Source organism: Streptomyces sp. NRRL S-337 (assembly GCF_000720175.1).
Taxonomy (GTDB): domain Bacteria; phylum Actinomycetota; class Actinomycetes; order Streptomycetales; family Streptomycetaceae; genus Streptomyces; species Streptomyces siderophoricus.
Genome location: NZ_JOIX01000031.1, coordinates 32,198 through 49,093 on the forward strand (window position 1 = coordinate 32,198; position 16,896 = coordinate 49,093).

The window sequence follows — 16,896 nt, forward strand, 5'->3', positions numbered from 1 at the left end:
GGGGCCCGCCGGGAACGTCGGGGGTGCCGGGGTCGCCGGGGTTGCCGGGGTCGCCGGGGGTGCTCATGCCCTGCTCCCCCCGCCCTCGTCCAGGCCTTCCTGCTCCCGCTGGGTGAGGCGGGCACGCTGCTCCTGGAGCTCGTGCTGGTGCTCGACGGCCTCCAGGCGGTCGGCCTCCAGCAGTTCGTGGACGTTGTTCATCAGCGTCTCCATGTCGACCACGCCGATGTACTCGCCGCGCCGCCCGGTGACCGCGACCCGGCCCGCGTTGTCGGTGAGCACCGCCTCCAGGGCGTCCCGCAGCGTCGCGTCCCGGGTGACGGTGTCGGTGACCAGGGTGCCGGCCCGCGCCAGGGTCTCCCTGGCCCGCGCGAGGTCGCTGCGGCGCAGCCATTTGTACGGGCGGCGGTTGCGGTCCAGCAGCAGCAGTTCGTTGTGCGCCCCGGACCGCAGCCGGTCGAAGATCGACTCCAGTGGCTCGGCGATCCCGGCGGTGGGGAAGTCCACCACGCCCACGTCCCGTACGCGGGTGAGGTTGAGGCGTTTCAACGCCGCCCCGGCGCCCACGAACCCGGACACGAAGTCGTCCGCCGGGTTGGTGAGGATCGCCTCGGGGGTGTCGAACTGCGCGATGTGCGAACGCTCCCGGAGCACCGCGATGCGGTCGCCGAGCTTGATGGCCTCGTCGAAGTCGTGGGTGACGAAGCAGATGGTCTTGTGCAGCTCGTGCTGGAGCCGGATCAGCTCGTCCTGGAGGTGGTCGCGGGTGATCGGGTCGACCGCGCCGAACGGTTCGTCCATGAGCAGCACGGGCGGGTCGGCGGCCAGTGCCCGGGCCACCCCGACCCGCTGCTGCTGCCCGCCGGAGAGCTGGCGCGGATAGCGGTCGTGGAATTCGCCCGGGTCCAGCCCGACCAGGTCGAGCATCTCCTCGACCCGGTTCTTCGTCCGGCTCTTGGACCAGCCGATCATCTTCGGGACCAGGGCGATGTTCTGGGCGACGGTCATGTGCGGGAACAGGCCGGACGCCTGGATGGCGTAGCCGACCTTGCGGCGCAGCTTGACCGGATCCATGTCGGTGACGTCCTCGTCGCCGATCCGGATCCGGCCCGAGGTCGGCTCGATCAGCCGGTTGATCATCTTCAGGGTGGTGGACTTGCCGCAGCCGGACGGCCCCACGAAGATCACCGTCTCGCCGGCCTTGATCTCCATGGAGACGTCCTCCACCGCCGGGGCCGGGCTGCCCGGGTAGGTCTTGGTGAGGTTCTCCAGCCGGATGCCGGCGCCGGAGGCGGCGGGTGTCGCCGGCCGGCCGTTCGCCGCCGGCTGGTCGGTCGTCTCAGGCACGGATCCCCCTGGAGATGGTCAGGCGTCCGATCAGGACGTACGCGGCGTCGAAAAGGAGCGCCAGCACGGCGATGCCGACCGTGCCGGCCAGTACCTGGTTGAGCGAGTTGGCGCTGCCCAGCGACGCGATCCCGCGGAAGATCTCGTTGCCCAGGCCCGGCCCGGAGGCGAACGCGGCGATCGCGGCGATGCCCATCAGCATCTGCGTGGCGACCCGGATGCCGGTGAGGATCGGCGGCCAGGCCAGCGGGAGTTCGACCCGGAACAGCCGGGCGGCCCGCGACATCCCGATGCCCTTGGCCGCGTCCACCAGCGCCGGGTCCACCCCGCGCAGCCCCACGATGGCGTTGCGGACCACCGGCAGCAGCCCGTACAGGGTCAGCGCGATCACCGTCGGGGCGACGCCCAGGCCGACGATCGGGATCAGCAGACCGATCAGCGCCAGCGAGGGGATGGTCAGGACGGTGGCGGTGGTGGTCGTGGCGAGAGAGCCCGCCCATTCGCTGCGGTAGGTCACCACGCCGAGGAACACCCCCAGCAGGGTGGCGATCACCATGCACTGGAACACCGCGCTGGCGTGCTGGTACGCATCCGTCAGCAGCTGGGCGTGCCGGGTGCCGACGTACTCCCAGAAGCTCACCGTCGCTCTCCTCGCTCGGTCAGTCTCCCGATGCCTGTTTCACCAGCGGGATGATCCGCAACGGAACCGGATTTTCCATCACGATTGCCGTCGAGGCCCGCACAATCCCATCAAAGCCCACCACGAGGTCGATCACCCGCTGCAGATCGGCGTTGGAACGGGCGACGAGCCTGCAGAGCATGTCCCCGTGTCCCGTCGTTGTATGCAGCTCCAGCACCTCGGGAACGGTGGTCAAGTGGGCCCGCACGTCATTTCCTTGGCCCTGTTTGATCTCCAGCGTCGCGAACGCGGTCACCGGATAGCCGAGCGCCGCCGGGTCCACCTCCGGCCCGAAGCCGCGGATCACTCCATTCGACTGAAGCCGGTCGAGCCGGGCCTGCACCGTCCCGCGCGCCACCCCCAGCCGCCGGGACGCCTCCAGCACCCCGATCCGCGGCTCTATGGCGAGCAGCTCCAGCAGCGCCCCGTCAAGATGATCGATCGCCAATGTCCGCTCCCTCGTTTTCTATGGTCATCATGTACAGATAGCCCGGCCTCATCGAGCTGGCGCTGTACATACTGCCCAGCGGTTTCACAAACTATTGCGCATCTTGTGGATCGGAGGGACTCTGCGGCCATGGCAGACACCACGATGCACACCCAGCCCACCATCCCTGGCTCGGCCCGGCAGGCGGACCCCTTCCCGGTCAAGGGGATGGACGCGGTCGTCTTCGCCGTAGGGAACGCCAAGCAGGCCGCGCACTACTACTCCACCGCCTTCGGCATGAAGCGCGTCGCCTACTCCGGACCGGAGAACGGCAACCGGGAGACCGCGAGTTACGTGCTCGAATCCGGCGGCGCCCGGTTCGTGTTCACCTCCGTCGTCAAGCCCACGACGGAACGGGGCCGCTTCCTCGCCGGCCACGTCGCCGCGCACGGCGACGGCGTCGTCGACCTCGCCATCGAGGTCCCCGACGTCCGGGCCGCCTACGAGTACGCCGTCGCGCACGGCGCCAAGGGACTCGAAGAGCCCCACGAGCTCAAGGACGACCACGGCATCGTCGTCCTCGCGGCCATCGCCACCTACGGCGAGACCCGGCACACCCTCGTCGAGCGCACCGGCTACGACGGCCCCTACCTGCCCGGATACGTCGCCGCCGGCCCGGTCGTCGAGCCTCCGCAGAAACGGTTCTTCCAGGCGATCGACCACTGCGTCGGCAACGTCGAACTCGGCCGGATGAACGAGTGGGTCGCCTTCTACAACCAGGTCATGGGCTTCACCAACATGAAGGAGTTCGTCGGCGACGACATCGCCACCGAATACTCCGCCCTGATGTCCAAGGTCGTCGCCGACGGCACCAAGAAGGTCAAGTTCCCGATCAACGAACCGGCCATCGCCAAGAAGAAGTCCCAGATCGACGAGTACCTGGAGTTCTACGGCGGCCCCGGCGTCCAGCACATCGCGCTGGCCACCAACGACATCGTCAACACCGTCCGGCAGATGCGCGCCGCCGGCGTCGAATTCCTCGACGTGCCCGACTCCTACTACGACACCCTCGGCGAATGGGTCGGCGACACCCGCGTGCCGATCGAGGAACTGCGCGAGCTGAAGATCCTCGCCGACCGCGACGAGGACGGCTACCTGCTGCAGATCTTCACCAAGCCCGTCCAGGACCGCCCGACCGTCTTCTTCGAGATGATCGAACGGCACGGCTCCCTCGGCTTCGGCAAGGGCAACTTCAAGGCCCTCTTCGAGGCCATCGAGCGCGAACAGGCCAAGCGCGGCAACCTCTGACCCCGTGGGCCGTACACGATCTTCCGTGTACGGCCCACGAATGCGAGGCTTACCGCATGGACCTCATCGGACAGCTGCGCGCCGGACTCCCCGCCGACGCCCTCCTCACCGACCCCGATGTCACCGGCTCCTACGCCCGCGACATGGCCAACTTCTGCGCGGCGGGCAAGCCCGCCGTCGTCGTCCTGCCGCGCACCGTCGAGCAGGTCCAGCACGTGATGCGGACGGCGACCGCCCTCGGCGTCCCCGTCGTCCCCCAGGGCGCGCGCACCGGGGTGGCCGGCGCCGCCAACGCCACCGACGGCTGCATCGTGCTGTCCTTGGTGAAGATGGACCGCATCCTGGAGATCAACCCCGCCGACCGGCTCGCCGTGGTCGAACCCGGCGTCATCAACGCCGTCCTCTCCCGCGCGGTCAACGAACACGGCCTCTACTACCCGCCGGACCCCTCCAGTTGGGAGATGTGCACGATCGGCGGCAACATCGGCACCGCCGCCGGCGGCCTGTGCTGCGTCAAGTACGGCGTCACCGCCGAGTACGTCCTCGGCCTCGACGTCGTCCTCGCCGACGGCCGCCTCCTGACCACCGGCCGCCGCACCGCCAAGGGCGTGGCCGGCTACGACCTCACCCGGCTCTTCGTCGGCTCCGAGGGCAGCCTCGGCGTCGTCGTCCGCGCCACCCTCGCCCTCAAGCCCGAACCGCCCCAACAGCTCGCCCTGGTCGCCGAGTTCCCGTCCGTGGGCGCCGCCGGACAGGCCGTCTGCGAGATCATGTCCCGCGGCCACGCCCCGTCCCTGCTGGAACTCATGGACCGCACCAGCGTCCGCGCCGTCAACGACCTGGCGCAGATGGGCCTGCCCGAATCCACCGAGGTGCTGCTGCTGGCCGCCTTCGACACCCCCGACCCGGCCCCCGACCTCGCCGCCGTCGGCGCGCTGTGCGAGGACGCCGGCGCCACCCAGGTCGTCCCCGCCGAGGACGCCGCCGAGTCCGAACTGCTCCTGCAGGCCCGCCGGCTCGCCTTCACCGCCCTGGAACGCATCAAACCCGCCATGCTCATCGACGACGTGTGCGTCCCCCGCTCCCAGCTCGCCGCCATGCTGGAGGGCACCACCGCCATCGCCGACAAGTACGGCCTCACCATCGGCGTCTGCGCCCACGCCGGCGACGGCAACACCCACCCCCTGGTCTGCTTCGACCCGGCCGACCCCGACGAGGAGCGGCGCGCCCACACCTCCTTCGACGAGATCATGGCGCTCGGCCTGAGCCTGGGCGGCACCATCACCGGCGAACACGGCGTCGGTCTGCTGAAGAAGGACTGGCTGGCCCGCGAACTCGGCCCCGTGGCACTCGAACTGCACCGCGACATCAAGCAGGTCTTCGACCCCCGGGGCATTCTCAATCCCGGCAAACTGTTCTGACCCGCACCGGGTTGCCGCGCTGTCGTGCCCATGCCGCCCGCCCCGCCGTAGTGTTTCCGCCATGGAAAACCTGCTTCCCGGCATAGCCCTCGTCGTCCTCGCCCTCGCCGTCCTGTCCTCCTCCACCGACCGCCGCTCCAAAACGCTGGAATTGCGGCTCACCCGGCTGGAGAACAAGGTGGACCTGCTCCTCGCCCACGCCGGCATCGAGGAGCCGCAGGACCCCCGGCTGGCCGAGATCGACGAACTGCTGGCGAAGGGCAAGAAGATCCAGGCGATCAAGCTCCACCGTGAGCTGACCGGCTCCGGACTCGCCGAGGCCAAGGAAGCGGTCGAACGCCGCGCCCGCTGACGGCCCGCCGGACGCACCGGCCGGCCGGCCGACGTACGAGGTGCCCGCCCGCCGGACGGACGCGGTGCCGGTGGGCCACGGTGTCGGTGGGACAGCGCGCCGTGACGACCGCGGCGGATGCGGGGACGGCCCCGTGGGCAGAGGATGGCCAGAAGGGCCCCCGGGCCCCGCGGCCCTTCCCGCGGCCCCCGCCGGGCCGCCCCGCCCACCACAGGGAGCGAGAGCCGATGGCAGCGACCCCAGCGACCCCGGCCGCCGACGAGGCCTACGACGTCATCGTGCTCGGCGCCGGACCCACCGGCGAGAACCTCGCCGACCGCGCCCACGCCGCCGGCCTGAGCGCCGTCATCGTCGAGAGCGAACTCGTCGGCGGCGAATGCTCCTACTGGGCCTGCATGCCCAGCAAGGCCCTGCTCCGCCCGGTCACCGCCCGCTCCGAGGCCCGCCGCGTCCCCGGCGTCCAGGACGCGGCCCAAGGCCCCCTGGACGCCCCCGCCGTCCTCACCCGCCGGGACGCCGTCGCCGCCCACTGGAAGGACGACGGCCAGGTCCGCTGGCTCGACTCGGCCGGCATCGACCTCGTCCGCGGCCACGGCCGGCTCGCCGGCCCCCGCCGCGTCGTCGTCGACGGGGAACGCACCCTCACCGCCCGGCACGCGGTCGCGGTCTGCACCGGCAGCCGCCCGGTCCTCCCGCCCGTCCCCGGCCTCGCCGAGGCCCGCCCTTGGACCAGCCGCGCCGCCACCAGCTCCAAGGCCGTGCCCGGCCGCCTCGTCGTGGTCGGCGGCGGCGTCGTCGGCGTCGAGATGGCCACCGCCTGGCACGCCCTGGGCGCCTCCGTCACGCTCCTGGTCCGCGGCGACGGCCTGCTGCCCCGCATGGAACCCTTCGCCGGCCACCTCGTCGCCGCCTCCCTCACCGAGGCCGGCGTCGACCTGCGCACCGGCGTCGAGGTCCGCGAGGTCCGCCGGGAGATCCCCGGCGGCCCGGTCACCGTCGTCCTCGACGCTCCCCCCGCACCCGGCGGACCCGGAGGCGCCCACCGGGACGAGATCGTCGCCGACGAACTGCTCATCGCCACCGGACGCGCCCCGCGCACCGCCGACATCGGCCTCGACACGGTCGGCCTGGCGCCCGGCTCCTGGCTCGACGTCGACGACAGCTGCCGGGTGACCGGCGTGACCGGCGGCTGGCTCTACGGCGTCGGCGACGTCAACCACCGCGCCCTCCTGACCCACCAGGGCAAATACCAGGCCAGGATCGCCGGCGCCGCCATCGCCGCCCGCGCCCGCGGCGTCCCCATCCTGGAATCCGACCCCTGGGGCGCGCACGCCGCCACCGCGGACACCCGCGCCGTCCCCCAGGTCGTCTTCAGCGACCCCGAAGCCGCCTCCGTCGGCCTGACCGCCGCCGCGGCCGAACGCGCCGGACACCGCTTCCAGGTCGTCGACCAGGACCTCGGCGCGATCGCCGGAGCCTTCCTGTACGCCGACGGCTACCGCGGCCGCGCCCGCATGGTCGTCGACCTCGACCGCGAGGTGCTGCTCGGCGCCACCTTCGTCGGCCCGGGCGTCGGCGAACTGCTGCACTCGGCGACCGTCGCGGTGGCCGGCGAGGTCCCCATCGAGCGGCTGTGGCACGCGGTCCCGGCCTACCCGACCATCAGCGAGGTGTGGCTGCGGCTGCTGGAGACCTACCGCGGCTGACCCACCGGCCGACCGGGCCGGCCGGCCGACCGCCGGGGGAAGGGCCTTCGCACCCCCGGCCGGCCCCTACGCCCCCGGCTCCGGCGAGTCGTCCGCCGACCACCCGGACGACTCGCCGCCCGGCCACGGTTCGTCCCGGGACGCCATCGCGAACAGCTCACTCAGCCCTTTGTCCAGGTCCAGATGCCCCTGCTCCGCCCCGGGCGGCACCACCCGCAGGGTGCGCTCCAGCCACGCCGAGACCGCCGTCGCCGGCGCCTCCAGCAGCGCCTCCCCGTCCGGCGAGTCCAGCGCCATGCACACCAGGCTCCGGCCGTCCACCTTCACCGGCCACACCCGCACATCACCCTCGCCGCACGGCCGGAACACGCCCTCCACCAGCAGCTCACGGGCGAACGTCCAGTTCACCGGCGCGTCCGACCCGACATGGAAGGTGACATGGACGGCGTAGGGGTCATCGGTCCGGTACGTCAGCCGCGCCGGCACCGGAACGCAGCGCTCCGGGGACAGCACCAGGCCCAGTTCCAGTTCTCGTTCCACCACGGTGTGCATGAGCTCCGCCTCTCCCATCCCGCCTGCCGCGGACGCCCGGGACCGGGCCCGCACCAGGAGAGAGGCACCGGATGCCGGACTCTTACACGACTTCGTACAACTTTTTTCCCGGGCCTCTTCCAGGTGGCGTTGAGCGGGCACAGGCACGGTAGTGACCCGGGGTCTGATAGATGTGGACGCCGCGTTGCGGCAGACTGCACCCCACACCCACCAGGCCGAGAACAGATACGGGACTTCGGACATGAGCGCCCCTACCTCAGGATCCGCCGGCGGCAGCCCCACGCCAGGCTTCTACCCGGACCCGTCCATCCCCGGCTACATCCGGTACTGGAACGGTGCCGCATGGGTGCCGGGCACCAGCCGCCCCGCCCCCGCCGAGGGCGAGGCGATGCCCGCCCCGCCGCCCGGCATGACCGCGCCACCCGCCGCTCCCACGCCCGCCGTCGAGGAGACCGGCCCGGTCTTCCTCGACGAGGACGAGCCGGCCGGCGGCGCCGGGCTGCCCGCGGTGCGCCGCAGCGGCGAGGTCGAGACCCGGCCCGCCGCCGCGGGCTGGGACGACCCGGCCCGGCTGCACGGCACCGGCCCGGAACCGGCCGCCGCCTGGCAGGCCGACGCCTCCCGGCAGAGCGGCTTCGGCAACGAGACCGACCGCCGCATCTCCTGGGGCGCCCCCGACCAGGCCCCCGCCGGCACCCCGTCCGGCGCCGCCTCCTGGGGCCCGGTGCCGCAGCAGCGCGACGACCGGCCCGCCACCGACCCCGCGTCCGGCGACGTGCCCGGCACGTCCTCCACCGCGACGCCCGCGCCCGGCGCCCCCCGCACCCCCGACGCCCCGTCCGACGGGACCGTCGCCATCCGCGCAGTCAACCCGGCCGCCCGCCGCCCGAACTCCGGCGACCACGGCACCACGGCGATCCGCGCGGTACGCCCCGGCGCCGCCAAGCCGGCCAAGGGCAACGAGACCATGGCGATCCGCGTCGCGGGCGGCGGCCGCAACGCCTCCCCGACGCCCGGCGGCGCCCCGCAGTCGCTGCCGTCCGTCGGCGCCCCGGCCCAGCAGAACCCGGCCCAGCAGAGCCCCGCACCGCAGAACCCGGCACCGCAGAACCCGGCACCGCACCAGGGACAGCCGGCCCCCGGCGGGCAGCCGTCCGCCCCCGCGGCCGGTTTCCCGGCGCAGCACGCCCCCGCTCCCGCCGCCCCCGCCCCCACCGCGCCCCCGGCCTCCGGGCCCGCCCAGGGCGCCGGCGCCGAGGGCGTCATCCCCTGGAAGCCGCCGAGCGCCGCCGACCCCTTCTTCGCGGCCGCCCAGGCCGCGCAGGGCCACCCGGCCGGACTCGGCCGCCGGCTCGCCGCCCGGCTGATCGACACCCTCGTGCTGGGCGCGGCCACCGCCGCCGTCGCGGTCCCGATGTGGAGCACCGTCACCGACCACATCGACGCCAAGGTCGAGGCGGCCAAGCAGTCCGGCCGCCAGGTGACGGTCTATCTGATCGACGGCACCACCGCCCCGGTCCTCGCCACGATCCTCGCCGTCCTGCTCATCGGCGGTGCGCTCTACGAGGCGCTGCCGGTCCTCAAGTGGGGCCGCACACTGGGCAAGAAGCTGTGCGGCGTACGGGTGCTGGACATCGAGAGCCACGACACCCCGATGCTCGCCGCCGCGCTCAAGCGCTGGTTCTGCTACAGCGTGCTCGGCGTCCTCGCCATCGGCGTGGTGAACGTCGTCTGGTGCGTGGTCGACCGCCCGTGGCGGCAGTGCTGGCACGACAAGCTGGCCCGGACGTTCGTCGCCGCCGACTGATCAGCCCGCCGCTCCGCCCCGGCTGATCCGCCCGACCGGAATCCGTCCCCCGAACGGACGTGGCCGGATGCGGACGGCCGCGACAAGGGGTCGACTCGGGCCATGAGCACCGACCAGCCCGGCAACGGCTCCCCCCGTAACAACGCACCGCAGGGCGGCGGCACGGGCGGCGGCGAAGGCGGCGCACCTCCCCCGGGCGGGACCCCGCCGCCCGGCGGGACGCCTCCCTCCGGTGGGACGCCGCCGCCCGGTGGGACGCCGCCTGGTGGGACGCCGCCCTACGGTGGTTCCCCGTACGGCGGCGGCCCCTACGGTGACCCCTACGGCAGCGGGTACGGCGCCGACCCGCTGGCCGGTATGCCGCCGCTGGCGAACCGCGGCCGCCGGCTGGTCGCACGCATCATCGACGCCCTCCTCATCGGCGTCCCGGTCTCCATCATCATGTACGTGATCGTCGGCGGGGTGGACTACTTCTCCACCAGCAGCACCCAGGCCGGCAGACAGTCCACGGTGTCGGGCGTCACGATGCTCGCGTACCTGATCTACGAAGGGCTGATGCTCGCCAACCGCGGCCAGACCGTCGGCAAGATGGCGATGAAGATCCGGGTGGCGATGCTCGCGAACGGCTCGATCCCGACCGGCCAGGCGGCCTGGATCCGCGCCGCCGTCTACACCCTGCCGGAGATCGTGCCGTGCTGCGGCTTCATCTTCTGGCTGGTGAACGTGTTGTGGTGCACCTGGGACAAGCCGTACCAGCAGTGCCTGCACGACAAGGCGGCGAAAACGGTGGTGGTCTCCACGGAGCCGCGGTAACCGGAAACCGGGGTACAGCCATGGCCCGCAACCCGGGGCCCACAACCCGGAGCCCGGAGCCCGGCGCTCAGCGCGAGTGCTCGCCGACCCGGGCCTCCGGCGCGCCGGCCGTCCCGGTCAGCCGCGGCCGCGGCACCCGGTCGTACGGCGACGGCACGGCCCTCAAGGGGGCAGGTGCGGCCGGCGACTTGGCCCGTACGACGTGCCGGCGGACGACCCGGGACACTCCGGGCATCGGCGCCGTCATCGCGACCAGCAGTCCGAGCCCGAGTCCGGCGATGGCGATGACCGCGACCCCGATCCCGGTCTGCGTCTGCGAGAGCAGCAGCATCGCGAGGGTGGAGAGAAAGACGGTGGCCGAACCGTAGGCGAGCTGGGTGGCGGTAGGACGAGGCATGGCGGAATCCGTCCTCGGAGGGTCGGCAGGGAGGGTCGGTCAAGGGCGCGCCATCACACGAGCCTACGGTCCTTACTGCCCGAGCGGAACGGCAAGTAAGCGTGACCTAACCCACCAGGCGGGGGCACAGGGGGCGCACACGGCAAGCGCGTGAACGTATGTGCGGGGGCGTCCTGGCTGTTGACAATGGGGGCGCATGTCCGGCGGGCATATACGCCCGGTCTCTGCGCCGACTATCCGGACCCGCTCCTTCCGGCCCGCTCCCAACTCCCTTGCCCGACCGGGCCGTTCACCATCCGGACAGCTGTCCGATACCCGTAATCGGCGGACCGGTTAACGTACTTCGGCGATGTGACCAAGTCAAGACCTGTCTTTTCCCCCGTACTTCCGGTCGAATGCCCTCGAACAGTGACCGTGTTCGAAGGGGAGGACCGCTCCAAGTGAGAGAGCAGAGAAGACCGTTCAGACCGGCCGCCTTGGCCACGGCGATCGCCGTGATCGGGGCGGCCGCTTTGTCTTCGGGGGTGGCGATGGCCGACGCGCAGGGCCCGTCGCCCGTCGCCCGGCACCAGGACCCGGCGCCCGAGCGCAACGTGGACCACGACCTCAAGGGCCCCTACAGCGAGCGGCAGCAGGCCGCCCGCAAGGAGGCGCTCCAGCAGGTCATCTCCGGCGAGGCCAAGGCCACCGACCGGGGCGGCTCGAAGGTCGTCAAGCTCGGCCGCAGCAAGTACGTCGAGCTGGCCCGGCAGAAGACCGACAAGATCTTCACCATCCTCGTGGACTTCGGCGACAAGGTCGACAACACCACGATGTTCGACCCGGACGGCGACGGCCCCAAGCCCCCGATCAAGAAGTACGGCGGCGACCCCGGCCCCGCGCACAACCAGATAGCCCAGCCGGACCGTGCCAAGGACAACAGCACGGCCTGGCAGAAGGACTACAACCAGAAGCACTTCCAGGACCTGTACTTCTCGCACGACAAGAAGAAGCAGTCGCTCGCCAAGTACTACGAGAAGCAGTCCTCGGGCCGCTACTCCGTCGACGGCGAGGTCTCCGACTGGGTCAAGGTCGACTGGAACGAGGCCCGTTACGGCTCCAACTACTGCGGCCAGACCAACTGCGCCAACGCCTGGGACCTGATCCGCGACGGCGTCAACCAGTGGGCCAAGGACCAGAAGGCCAAGGGCCGCACCGACGCCCAGATCAAGGCCGACCTCGCCAAGTACGACCAGTGGGACCGCTACGACCACGACGGCGACGGCAACTTCAACGAGCCCGACGGCTACATCGACCACTTCCAGATCGTGCACGCCGGTGAGGACGAGTCCGCGGGCGGCGGCGTCCAGAAGACCAACGCGATCTGGGCGCACCGCTGGTACGCCTACGGCAGCGACGCCGGCAAGACCGGCCCCGGCGCCAACAAGGCGGGCGGCACGCAGATCGGCGACACCGGCGTCTGGGTCGGCGACTACACCATGCAGCCGGAGAACGGCGGCCTCGGCGTCTTCGCCCACGAATACGGTCACGACCTGGGCCTGCCGGACGAGTACGACACCACCGGCACCGGCGAGTCCTCCGTCGACTTCTGGTCGCTGATGTCGGGCGGCTCCTGGCTCGGCACCGGCAAGGACACCATCGGTGACCTGCCCGGCGACATGAGTGCCTGGGACAAGCTCCAGCTGGGCTGGCTCAACTACGCCAAGGCGAAGGCCGCGACGAAGTCCGCCCACAAGCTGGGCGTCGCCGAGTACAACACCAAGGACAAGCAGGCGGTGGTCGTCGAACTGCCCGCCAAGGCCGTCAAGACGGACATCGTCCCGCCCGCGGAAGGCTCCAAGCAGTGGTGGAGCGGCATGGGCGACGATCTGAAGAACACCCTCACCCGCTCCGTGGACCTCACCGGCAAGGCGAAGGCGTCGCTGAACCTCAAGGGCTGGTGGGACATCGAGAAGGACTACGACTTCCTCTACGCCGAGGTCTCCACGGACGGCGGCGCCGACTGGACCGCCCTGGACGGCACCGCGGGCGGCAAGGCCATCCCGCGTGACGGCAGCGACAAGCCCGCCCTGACCGGCACCGTCACCGCCTACCAGGACCTCAGCTACCCGCTGGACGCCTACGCGGGCAAGAAGATCGACCTGCGCTTCCGCTACCAGACCGACGGCGGCGCCGCCCAGAAGGGCTTCGCGGCCGACAGCATCAGCGTGGTCGCCGACGGCACGCCGCTGTTCAGCGACAACGCCGAGGGCGACGACAACGGCTGGACCAGCAAGGGCTTCTCGCGCATCGGCGGGTCCTTCACCAAGGACTACCCGCAGTACTACATCGCCGAGAACCGCCAGTACGTGTCGTACGACAAGACCCTCAAGGTCGGCCCGTACAACTTCGGCTGGCGGACGGCCAAGCCGACCTGGGTGGAGCACTTCCCGTTCCAGAACGGCGTGCTGATCTGGCTGTGGGACACCTCGCAGGCGGACAACAACGTCGGCCAGCACCCGGGCCACGGGCTGATCCTCCCGGTCGACGCGCACCCGACGGCCGAGCACTGGGCCGACGGCACGCTGATGCGCAACCGCTTCCAGACCTACGACTCGACCTTCACCCGCTTCCGGACCGACGCGCTGACCCTCCACAAGGACGGCGCCGAGGTCAAGATCAGCTCGAAGAAGGGCGTCACGCTCTTCGACGACCGGCACGGCGTCTACTACGACAAGGCGAACCCGACCGGCGGTGTGATCGTTCCTGACACCAACACCCGGATCAAGATCACCAAGGAGGCCCGGGACGGCTCCACGGTGACGATCAAGGTCGCCCCTGCCGGTAAATAAAAGATAAAACCAGCAGGTCATCACGCGATCGGTCGTCGCCCCCTAGCGGGCGGCGACCGATTCGCGTTTAGATGCGCACTACAGTTCCTTGTTGACGCCAAGTCTCACGGGGGAGATATGCACATGTCCGGCGGCGGTTTCACCAGGCTTCCCGGCGGAAGCGTGGTGGTCGCCCTGTCCCTGCCCAGACCGGCCCACGGCCCGCGCTCCGGCCCGTACGAGTGCGGCTGCCGGGTCCGGGTCCTGGTGCACGCCGTGAACCGCCAGCGCGCCCTGACCAGGCTGCGCAACCTCGGCCTGCGCGCGGTCTACCTCCGCGGCAACACCGAGCCGCCCACCCCGGACGAGGTCACGGCCGTCCTGCACCACCCCGACGGCCTCGTCTGGCGCGAGACCCCCGACGACGACACCGAGTCCTGGCACCCCATACGCGCCCTCTGGCGCCCCCGCCCCATCCACCCAGCCCGCCCGCCCCATCCGACCCCCGAGCCGGCCCCCCTGAGGGGGAACGAGGACGACCGCCCGGCCTCGGCGGCCTGAGTCACGACGGCCTGAGCCACGGCGGCCCGTGGGCCGGGCGCGCCGCCCGGCCCACGGGCTCGAAGGACGCCCGGCCCACGAGCTCGAAGGGCGGCGGTGAGGCTCATCCACCCAGGACGACCGGCTTGCCCGTCAGCTCCGCCCCGGCCGCCCGCAGCTCCTCCAGGGCCCGCTCGGTCGTACGGGCGGCCACCCCGGCGGTCAGGTCCAGCAGCACGTGCGTACGCAGCCCGGCGGCGACCGCGTCCAGGGCGGTACGCCGTACGCAGTGATCGGTCGCGATGCCGACCACGTCCACCTCGGTGACGTCGTGCGCCCGCAGCCAGTCGCCGAGCCCGGTGCCGTTCTCGTCGGTGCCCTCGAAGCCGCTGTACGCGGCGGAGTGCGCGCCCTTGTCGAAGACCGCGTCGATCGCGCCGGAGGCGATGGCCGGGGCGAAGTTCGGATGGAAGCCGCTGCCCTCCGTGCCGGCCACGCAGTGCGCCGGCCAGGAGTGCTCGTAGTCCGGGTGGTCGGAGAAGTGGTCGCCCGGATCGATGTGGTGGTCCCGGGTGGCCACGACGTGGCGGTAGCAGCTGCCGGCGGTCTCGGCGATCAGATCGGTGATGGCCGCCGCGACATCCGCACCTCCCGCCACCGCGAGGCTGCCGCCCTCGCAGAAGTCGTTCTGCACGTCAACGACGATCAATGCCCGGTGCATGGTGCGTGCCTTCCGGCTGGGAATCGGGTAAGAGGGCGCGGAGCGCGGAGCGGTGATGTGACCGAGGGTAGCCACTGCCGGGCATTTCCGGGAGTGCCCCACCATCCCACCCACCAGCAGCTACACACTGTGATACCTTACGGGGAACTAATAACTCTCCGTAATCGTTGCCGGAAAAGAAGGAGGCCCGCCCGGCCCGAGCAAGAGCAGGCGCCCCCTCAAAGAGGCCCCTCACGGAGTCCTGTAAGAGGCCCTGCAAGAGGCCCCCATCAAAGAGGTCCCTCGACAGGCCCATCCAAGGCCCCTACATAGGCCGGTGGAGGAGGCCGAGGCGACGGACCACAGCCCGAGCCCACGGACCGCGGCCCGACAGAACCGCAGGCCTGCTCAATCCGACCCGTGACACGCACTCCGGTCGGCTCGCCCCGTCACACGAACTCCGTCGGCAGCACCGGCTCGCCGCGTGACAGCTGGGTGGCCGACAGGGGCAGGCGGGCGCGGGCGGTGATGTGGCGGTCGCGGGGGGCGTCCAGCGGCTCGCGGGCCACGACCTCGCCCCCGGTCACCAGCGGCACCTGCAGCTGGTGGTCCGCCAGCTCCGCCGGGACCGGCCCGGTGCCGATGACCTCGGCCTCCGCGACGCCGTGCTCATCGAGCCGGCGGGCGGCCCATTTGCGGCCGCCGACCGAGGACTTGGCGCCCATCGACTTCTTCGCGACCGGCCGCAGCGGGGCGCCCGGGGCGTCGCTCTCGGCGCGGGCGACCAGCTTGTAGACCATCGAGCAGGTCGGGTGTCCGCTGCCGGTCACCAGCTGGGTGCCGACGCCGTACGCGTCGACCGGGGCGGCGGCCAGCGAGGCGATGGCGTACTCGTCCAGGTCGCTGGTGACCACGATCTTGGTCTTCTCGGCGCCCAGCTCGTCCAGCTGCTGGCGCACCCGGTGGGCGATCAGCAGCAGGTCGCCGGAGTCGATCCGGACGGCGCCCAGGCCCGGGCCGGCCACCTCGACGGCGGTGCGCACGGCCTCGGCGACGTCGAAGGTGTCCACGAGCAGGGTGGTGCCACTGCCGAGGGTCTCCACCTGGGCGGTGAAGGCGTCGCGCTCGGTGTCGTGGAGGAGGGTGAAGGCGTGCGCGCTGGTGCCGACGGTGGGGATGTTGTAGCGGAAGCCGGCGGCCAAGTCGGAGGTGACGTGGAAGCCGCCGACGTAGGCGGCGCGGGCCGCGGCGACGGCGGAGAGTTCGTGGGTGCGGCGGGCGCCCATCTCCATCAGGGGGCGGTCGCCGGCCGCGACGGCCATCCGGGAGGCGGCCGCGGCCACCGCGGAGTCGTGGTTGAGGATCGAGAGGATGACCGTCTCCAGGAGGACGGCCTCGGCGAAGGTGCCCTCGACGCGCATGATCGGCGAGCCGGGGAAGTAGACCTCGCCCTCGGGGTAGCCCCAGATGTCGCCGCGGAAGCGGTAGTCGGCGAGCCAGGCCAGGGTGGGCTCGTCGAGGATGCCGCGCTCGCGCAGGAAGCCGAGGATCGTGTCGTCGAAGCGGAAGTTCTCCACCGCGTCGAGCACCCGGCCGGTGCCGGCCACCACGCCGTAGCGTCGACCCTCGGGCAGCCGGCGGGTGAAGACCTCGAAGACGGCGCGCCTGTCCCCGGTGCCGGACCGCAACGCGGCCTGCAGCATGGTGAGTTCGTACTGGTCGGTGAAGAGCGCAGTCGACGGCACGGCCACCGGCAGCCCCAGGTCTGCTGTGTTCATGAGGGAGATGCTACCCCCAATACTCGTCACTTTGACGATAGTGGTGGAGACGCCCGACCAGCTCGCCACCGGACCCGCCCGGGGCTCCCGCACTGGACCCGACCAGCTCCCGAACTGCGGACCTGACCAGGCTCCCGACCAGGCTCCCGAACCGGACCCGACCAGGCTCCCGAACCGTGAGCCCGACCGGCCTCCCGCACTGGATCCGCCCTCGGTCCCGCAGCGTCCTCACCCCACCCCGCCGTTCACCTCTCGACAG

15 protein-coding genes are annotated in these 16,896 nt (G+C 71.6%); 8 read left to right on the forward strand and 7 right to left on the reverse strand.

Annotated features, from left to right (window positions below; all coding sequences use genetic code 11):
- Positions 1 to 63: 63 nt before the first annotated feature.
- From IG62_RS0122065 to IG62_RS0122075, 3 genes are read right to left on the reverse strand one after another with little or no spacing between them, the layout of a single operon-like run.
- Positions 64 to 1,347, reverse strand: a complete 1,284-nt coding sequence (locus tag IG62_RS0122065; RefSeq protein WP_030805830.1) for a betaine/proline/choline family ABC transporter ATP-binding protein — start codon at positions 1,345 to 1,347, stop codon at positions 64 to 66.
- The gene (locus IG62_RS0122070) at positions 1,340 to 1,987 is read right to left on the reverse strand and encodes an ABC transporter permease (protein WP_030414527.1); all 648 of its coding nucleotides are present in this window, start codon (positions 1,985 to 1,987) and stop codon (positions 1,340 to 1,342) included. Before IG62_RS0122070 ends, IG62_RS0122065 begins: the two co-directional genes overlap by 8 nt.
- 19 nt (positions 1,988 to 2,006) lie before the next feature.
- Entirely contained in the window at positions 2,007 to 2,474 is a 468-nt protein-coding gene (locus tag IG62_RS0122075) for an Lrp/AsnC family transcriptional regulator (RefSeq protein ID WP_030414526.1), read from the reverse strand.
- Between the two features lie 129 nt (positions 2,475 to 2,603).
- On the opposite strand from IG62_RS0122075, the gene hppD reads away from it, so the two are divergent.
- The 4 genes from hppD to IG62_RS0122095 all read left to right on the forward strand — a co-directional run bounded on the left by hppD (position 2,604) and on the right by IG62_RS0122095 (position 7,240).
- Complete coding sequence (gene hppD / locus IG62_RS0122080; protein ID WP_030805833.1) at positions 2,604 to 3,761, forward strand: 4-hydroxyphenylpyruvate dioxygenase; 1,158 nt, start codon at positions 2,604 to 2,606, stop codon at positions 3,759 to 3,761.
- Positions 3,762 to 3,817: 56 nt separating this feature from the next.
- On the forward strand, positions 3,818 to 5,182 hold the full coding sequence (locus IG62_RS0122085) for an FAD-binding oxidoreductase (RefSeq protein WP_030805836.1): 1,365 nt from the start codon (positions 3,818 to 3,820) through the stop codon (positions 5,180 to 5,182).
- Positions 5,183 to 5,243: 61 nt separating this feature from the next.
- On the forward strand, positions 5,244 to 5,534 hold the full coding sequence (locus tag IG62_RS0122090; RefSeq protein WP_030805839.1) for a ribosomal protein L7/L12: 291 nt from the start codon (positions 5,244 to 5,246) through the stop codon (positions 5,532 to 5,534).
- 227 nt (positions 5,535 to 5,761) lie between these two features.
- Positions 5,762 to 7,240, forward strand: a complete 1,479-nt coding sequence (locus tag IG62_RS0122095; RefSeq protein ID WP_030805843.1) for a dihydrolipoyl dehydrogenase family protein — start codon at positions 5,762 to 5,764, stop codon at positions 7,238 to 7,240.
- A gap of 66 nt (positions 7,241 to 7,306) precedes the next feature.
- Here IG62_RS0122095 and IG62_RS0122100 read toward each other — a convergent pair whose 3' ends face one another.
- Positions 7,307 to 7,792: an SsgA family sporulation/cell division regulator gene (locus IG62_RS0122100; protein ID WP_030805846.1), complete on the reverse strand. Its 486-nt coding sequence runs from the start codon at positions 7,790 to 7,792 to the stop codon at positions 7,307 to 7,309.
- Positions 7,793 to 8,033: 241 nt separating this feature from the next.
- On the opposite strand from IG62_RS0122100, the gene IG62_RS0122105 reads away from it, so the two are divergent.
- Positions 8,034 to 9,599 carry an RDD family protein gene (locus tag IG62_RS0122105; protein ID WP_030805849.1) on the forward strand — a complete coding sequence of 522 codons (1,566 nt, stop codon included), beginning with the start codon at positions 8,034 to 8,036 and terminating at the stop codon, positions 9,597 to 9,599.
- A gap of 102 nt (positions 9,600 to 9,701) precedes the next feature.
- Positions 9,702 to 10,412, forward strand: a complete 711-nt coding sequence (locus tag IG62_RS48880) for an RDD family protein (RefSeq protein WP_078872153.1) — start codon at positions 9,702 to 9,704, stop codon at positions 10,410 to 10,412.
- Positions 10,413 to 10,479: 67 nt separating this feature from the next.
- Here IG62_RS48880 and IG62_RS0122115 read toward each other — a convergent pair whose 3' ends face one another.
- Positions 10,480 to 10,809, reverse strand: a complete 330-nt coding sequence (locus IG62_RS0122115; RefSeq protein ID WP_030805854.1) for a hypothetical protein — start codon at positions 10,807 to 10,809, stop codon at positions 10,480 to 10,482.
- A gap of 440 nt (positions 10,810 to 11,249) precedes the next feature.
- Between IG62_RS0122115 and IG62_RS0122120 the strand changes: the two genes are divergently transcribed.
- On the forward strand, positions 11,250 to 13,640 hold the full coding sequence (locus IG62_RS0122120; RefSeq protein WP_030805857.1) for an immune inhibitor A domain-containing protein: 2,391 nt from the start codon (positions 11,250 to 11,252) through the stop codon (positions 13,638 to 13,640).
- A gap of 123 nt (positions 13,641 to 13,763) precedes the next feature.
- Positions 13,764 to 14,180, forward strand: a complete 417-nt coding sequence (locus IG62_RS0122125) for a hypothetical protein (RefSeq protein WP_234326675.1) — start codon at positions 13,764 to 13,766, stop codon at positions 14,178 to 14,180.
- Between the two features lie 103 nt (positions 14,181 to 14,283).
- Here IG62_RS0122125 and IG62_RS0122130 read toward each other — a convergent pair whose 3' ends face one another.
- The gene (locus IG62_RS0122130; RefSeq protein ID WP_030805863.1) at positions 14,284 to 14,880 is read right to left on the reverse strand and encodes an isochorismatase family protein; all 597 of its coding nucleotides are present in this window, start codon (positions 14,878 to 14,880) and stop codon (positions 14,284 to 14,286) included.
- A gap of 428 nt (positions 14,881 to 15,308) precedes the next feature.
- Entirely contained in the window at positions 15,309 to 16,637 is a 1,329-nt protein-coding gene (locus IG62_RS0122135) for a nicotinate phosphoribosyltransferase (protein ID WP_030805866.1), read from the reverse strand.
- Positions 16,638 to 16,896 lie beyond the last annotated feature (259 nt).

Bases quoted from the DNA above. Each gene is read 5' to 3' on its own strand.
- IG62_RS0122085 (WP_030805836.1), top strand. From the start codon at position 3,818: ATGGACCTCATCGGACAGCTGCGCGCCGGACTCCCCGCCGACGCCCTC.
- IG62_RS0122135 (WP_030805866.1), bottom strand. From the start codon at position 16,637: ATGAACACAGCAGACCTGGGGCTGCCGGTGGCCGTGCCGTCGACTGCG.
- IG62_RS0122130 (WP_030805863.1), bottom strand. From the start codon at position 14,880: ATGCACCGGGCATTGATCGTCGTTGACGTGCAGAACGACTTCTGCGAG.
- IG62_RS0122100 (WP_030805846.1), bottom strand. From the start codon at position 7,792: ATGCACACCGTGGTGGAACGAGAACTGGAACTGGGCCTGGTGCTGTCC.
- hppD (WP_030805833.1), top strand. From the start codon at position 2,604: ATGGCAGACACCACGATGCACACCCAGCCCACCATCCCTGGCTCGGCC.
- IG62_RS0122090 (WP_030805839.1), top strand. From the start codon at position 5,244: ATGGAAAACCTGCTTCCCGGCATAGCCCTCGTCGTCCTCGCCCTCGCC.
- IG62_RS0122115 (WP_030805854.1), bottom strand. From the start codon at position 10,809: ATGCCTCGTCCTACCGCCACCCAGCTCGCCTACGGTTCGGCCACCGTC.
- IG62_RS48880 (WP_078872153.1), top strand. From the start codon at position 9,702: ATGAGCACCGACCAGCCCGGCAACGGCTCCCCCCGTAACAACGCACCG.
- IG62_RS0122105 (WP_030805849.1), top strand. From the start codon at position 8,034: ATGAGCGCCCCTACCTCAGGATCCGCCGGCGGCAGCCCCACGCCAGGC.
- IG62_RS0122095 (WP_030805843.1), top strand. From the start codon at position 5,762: ATGGCAGCGACCCCAGCGACCCCGGCCGCCGACGAGGCCTACGACGTC.
- IG62_RS0122125 (WP_234326675.1), top strand. From the start codon at position 13,764: ATGTCCGGCGGCGGTTTCACCAGGCTTCCCGGCGGAAGCGTGGTGGTC.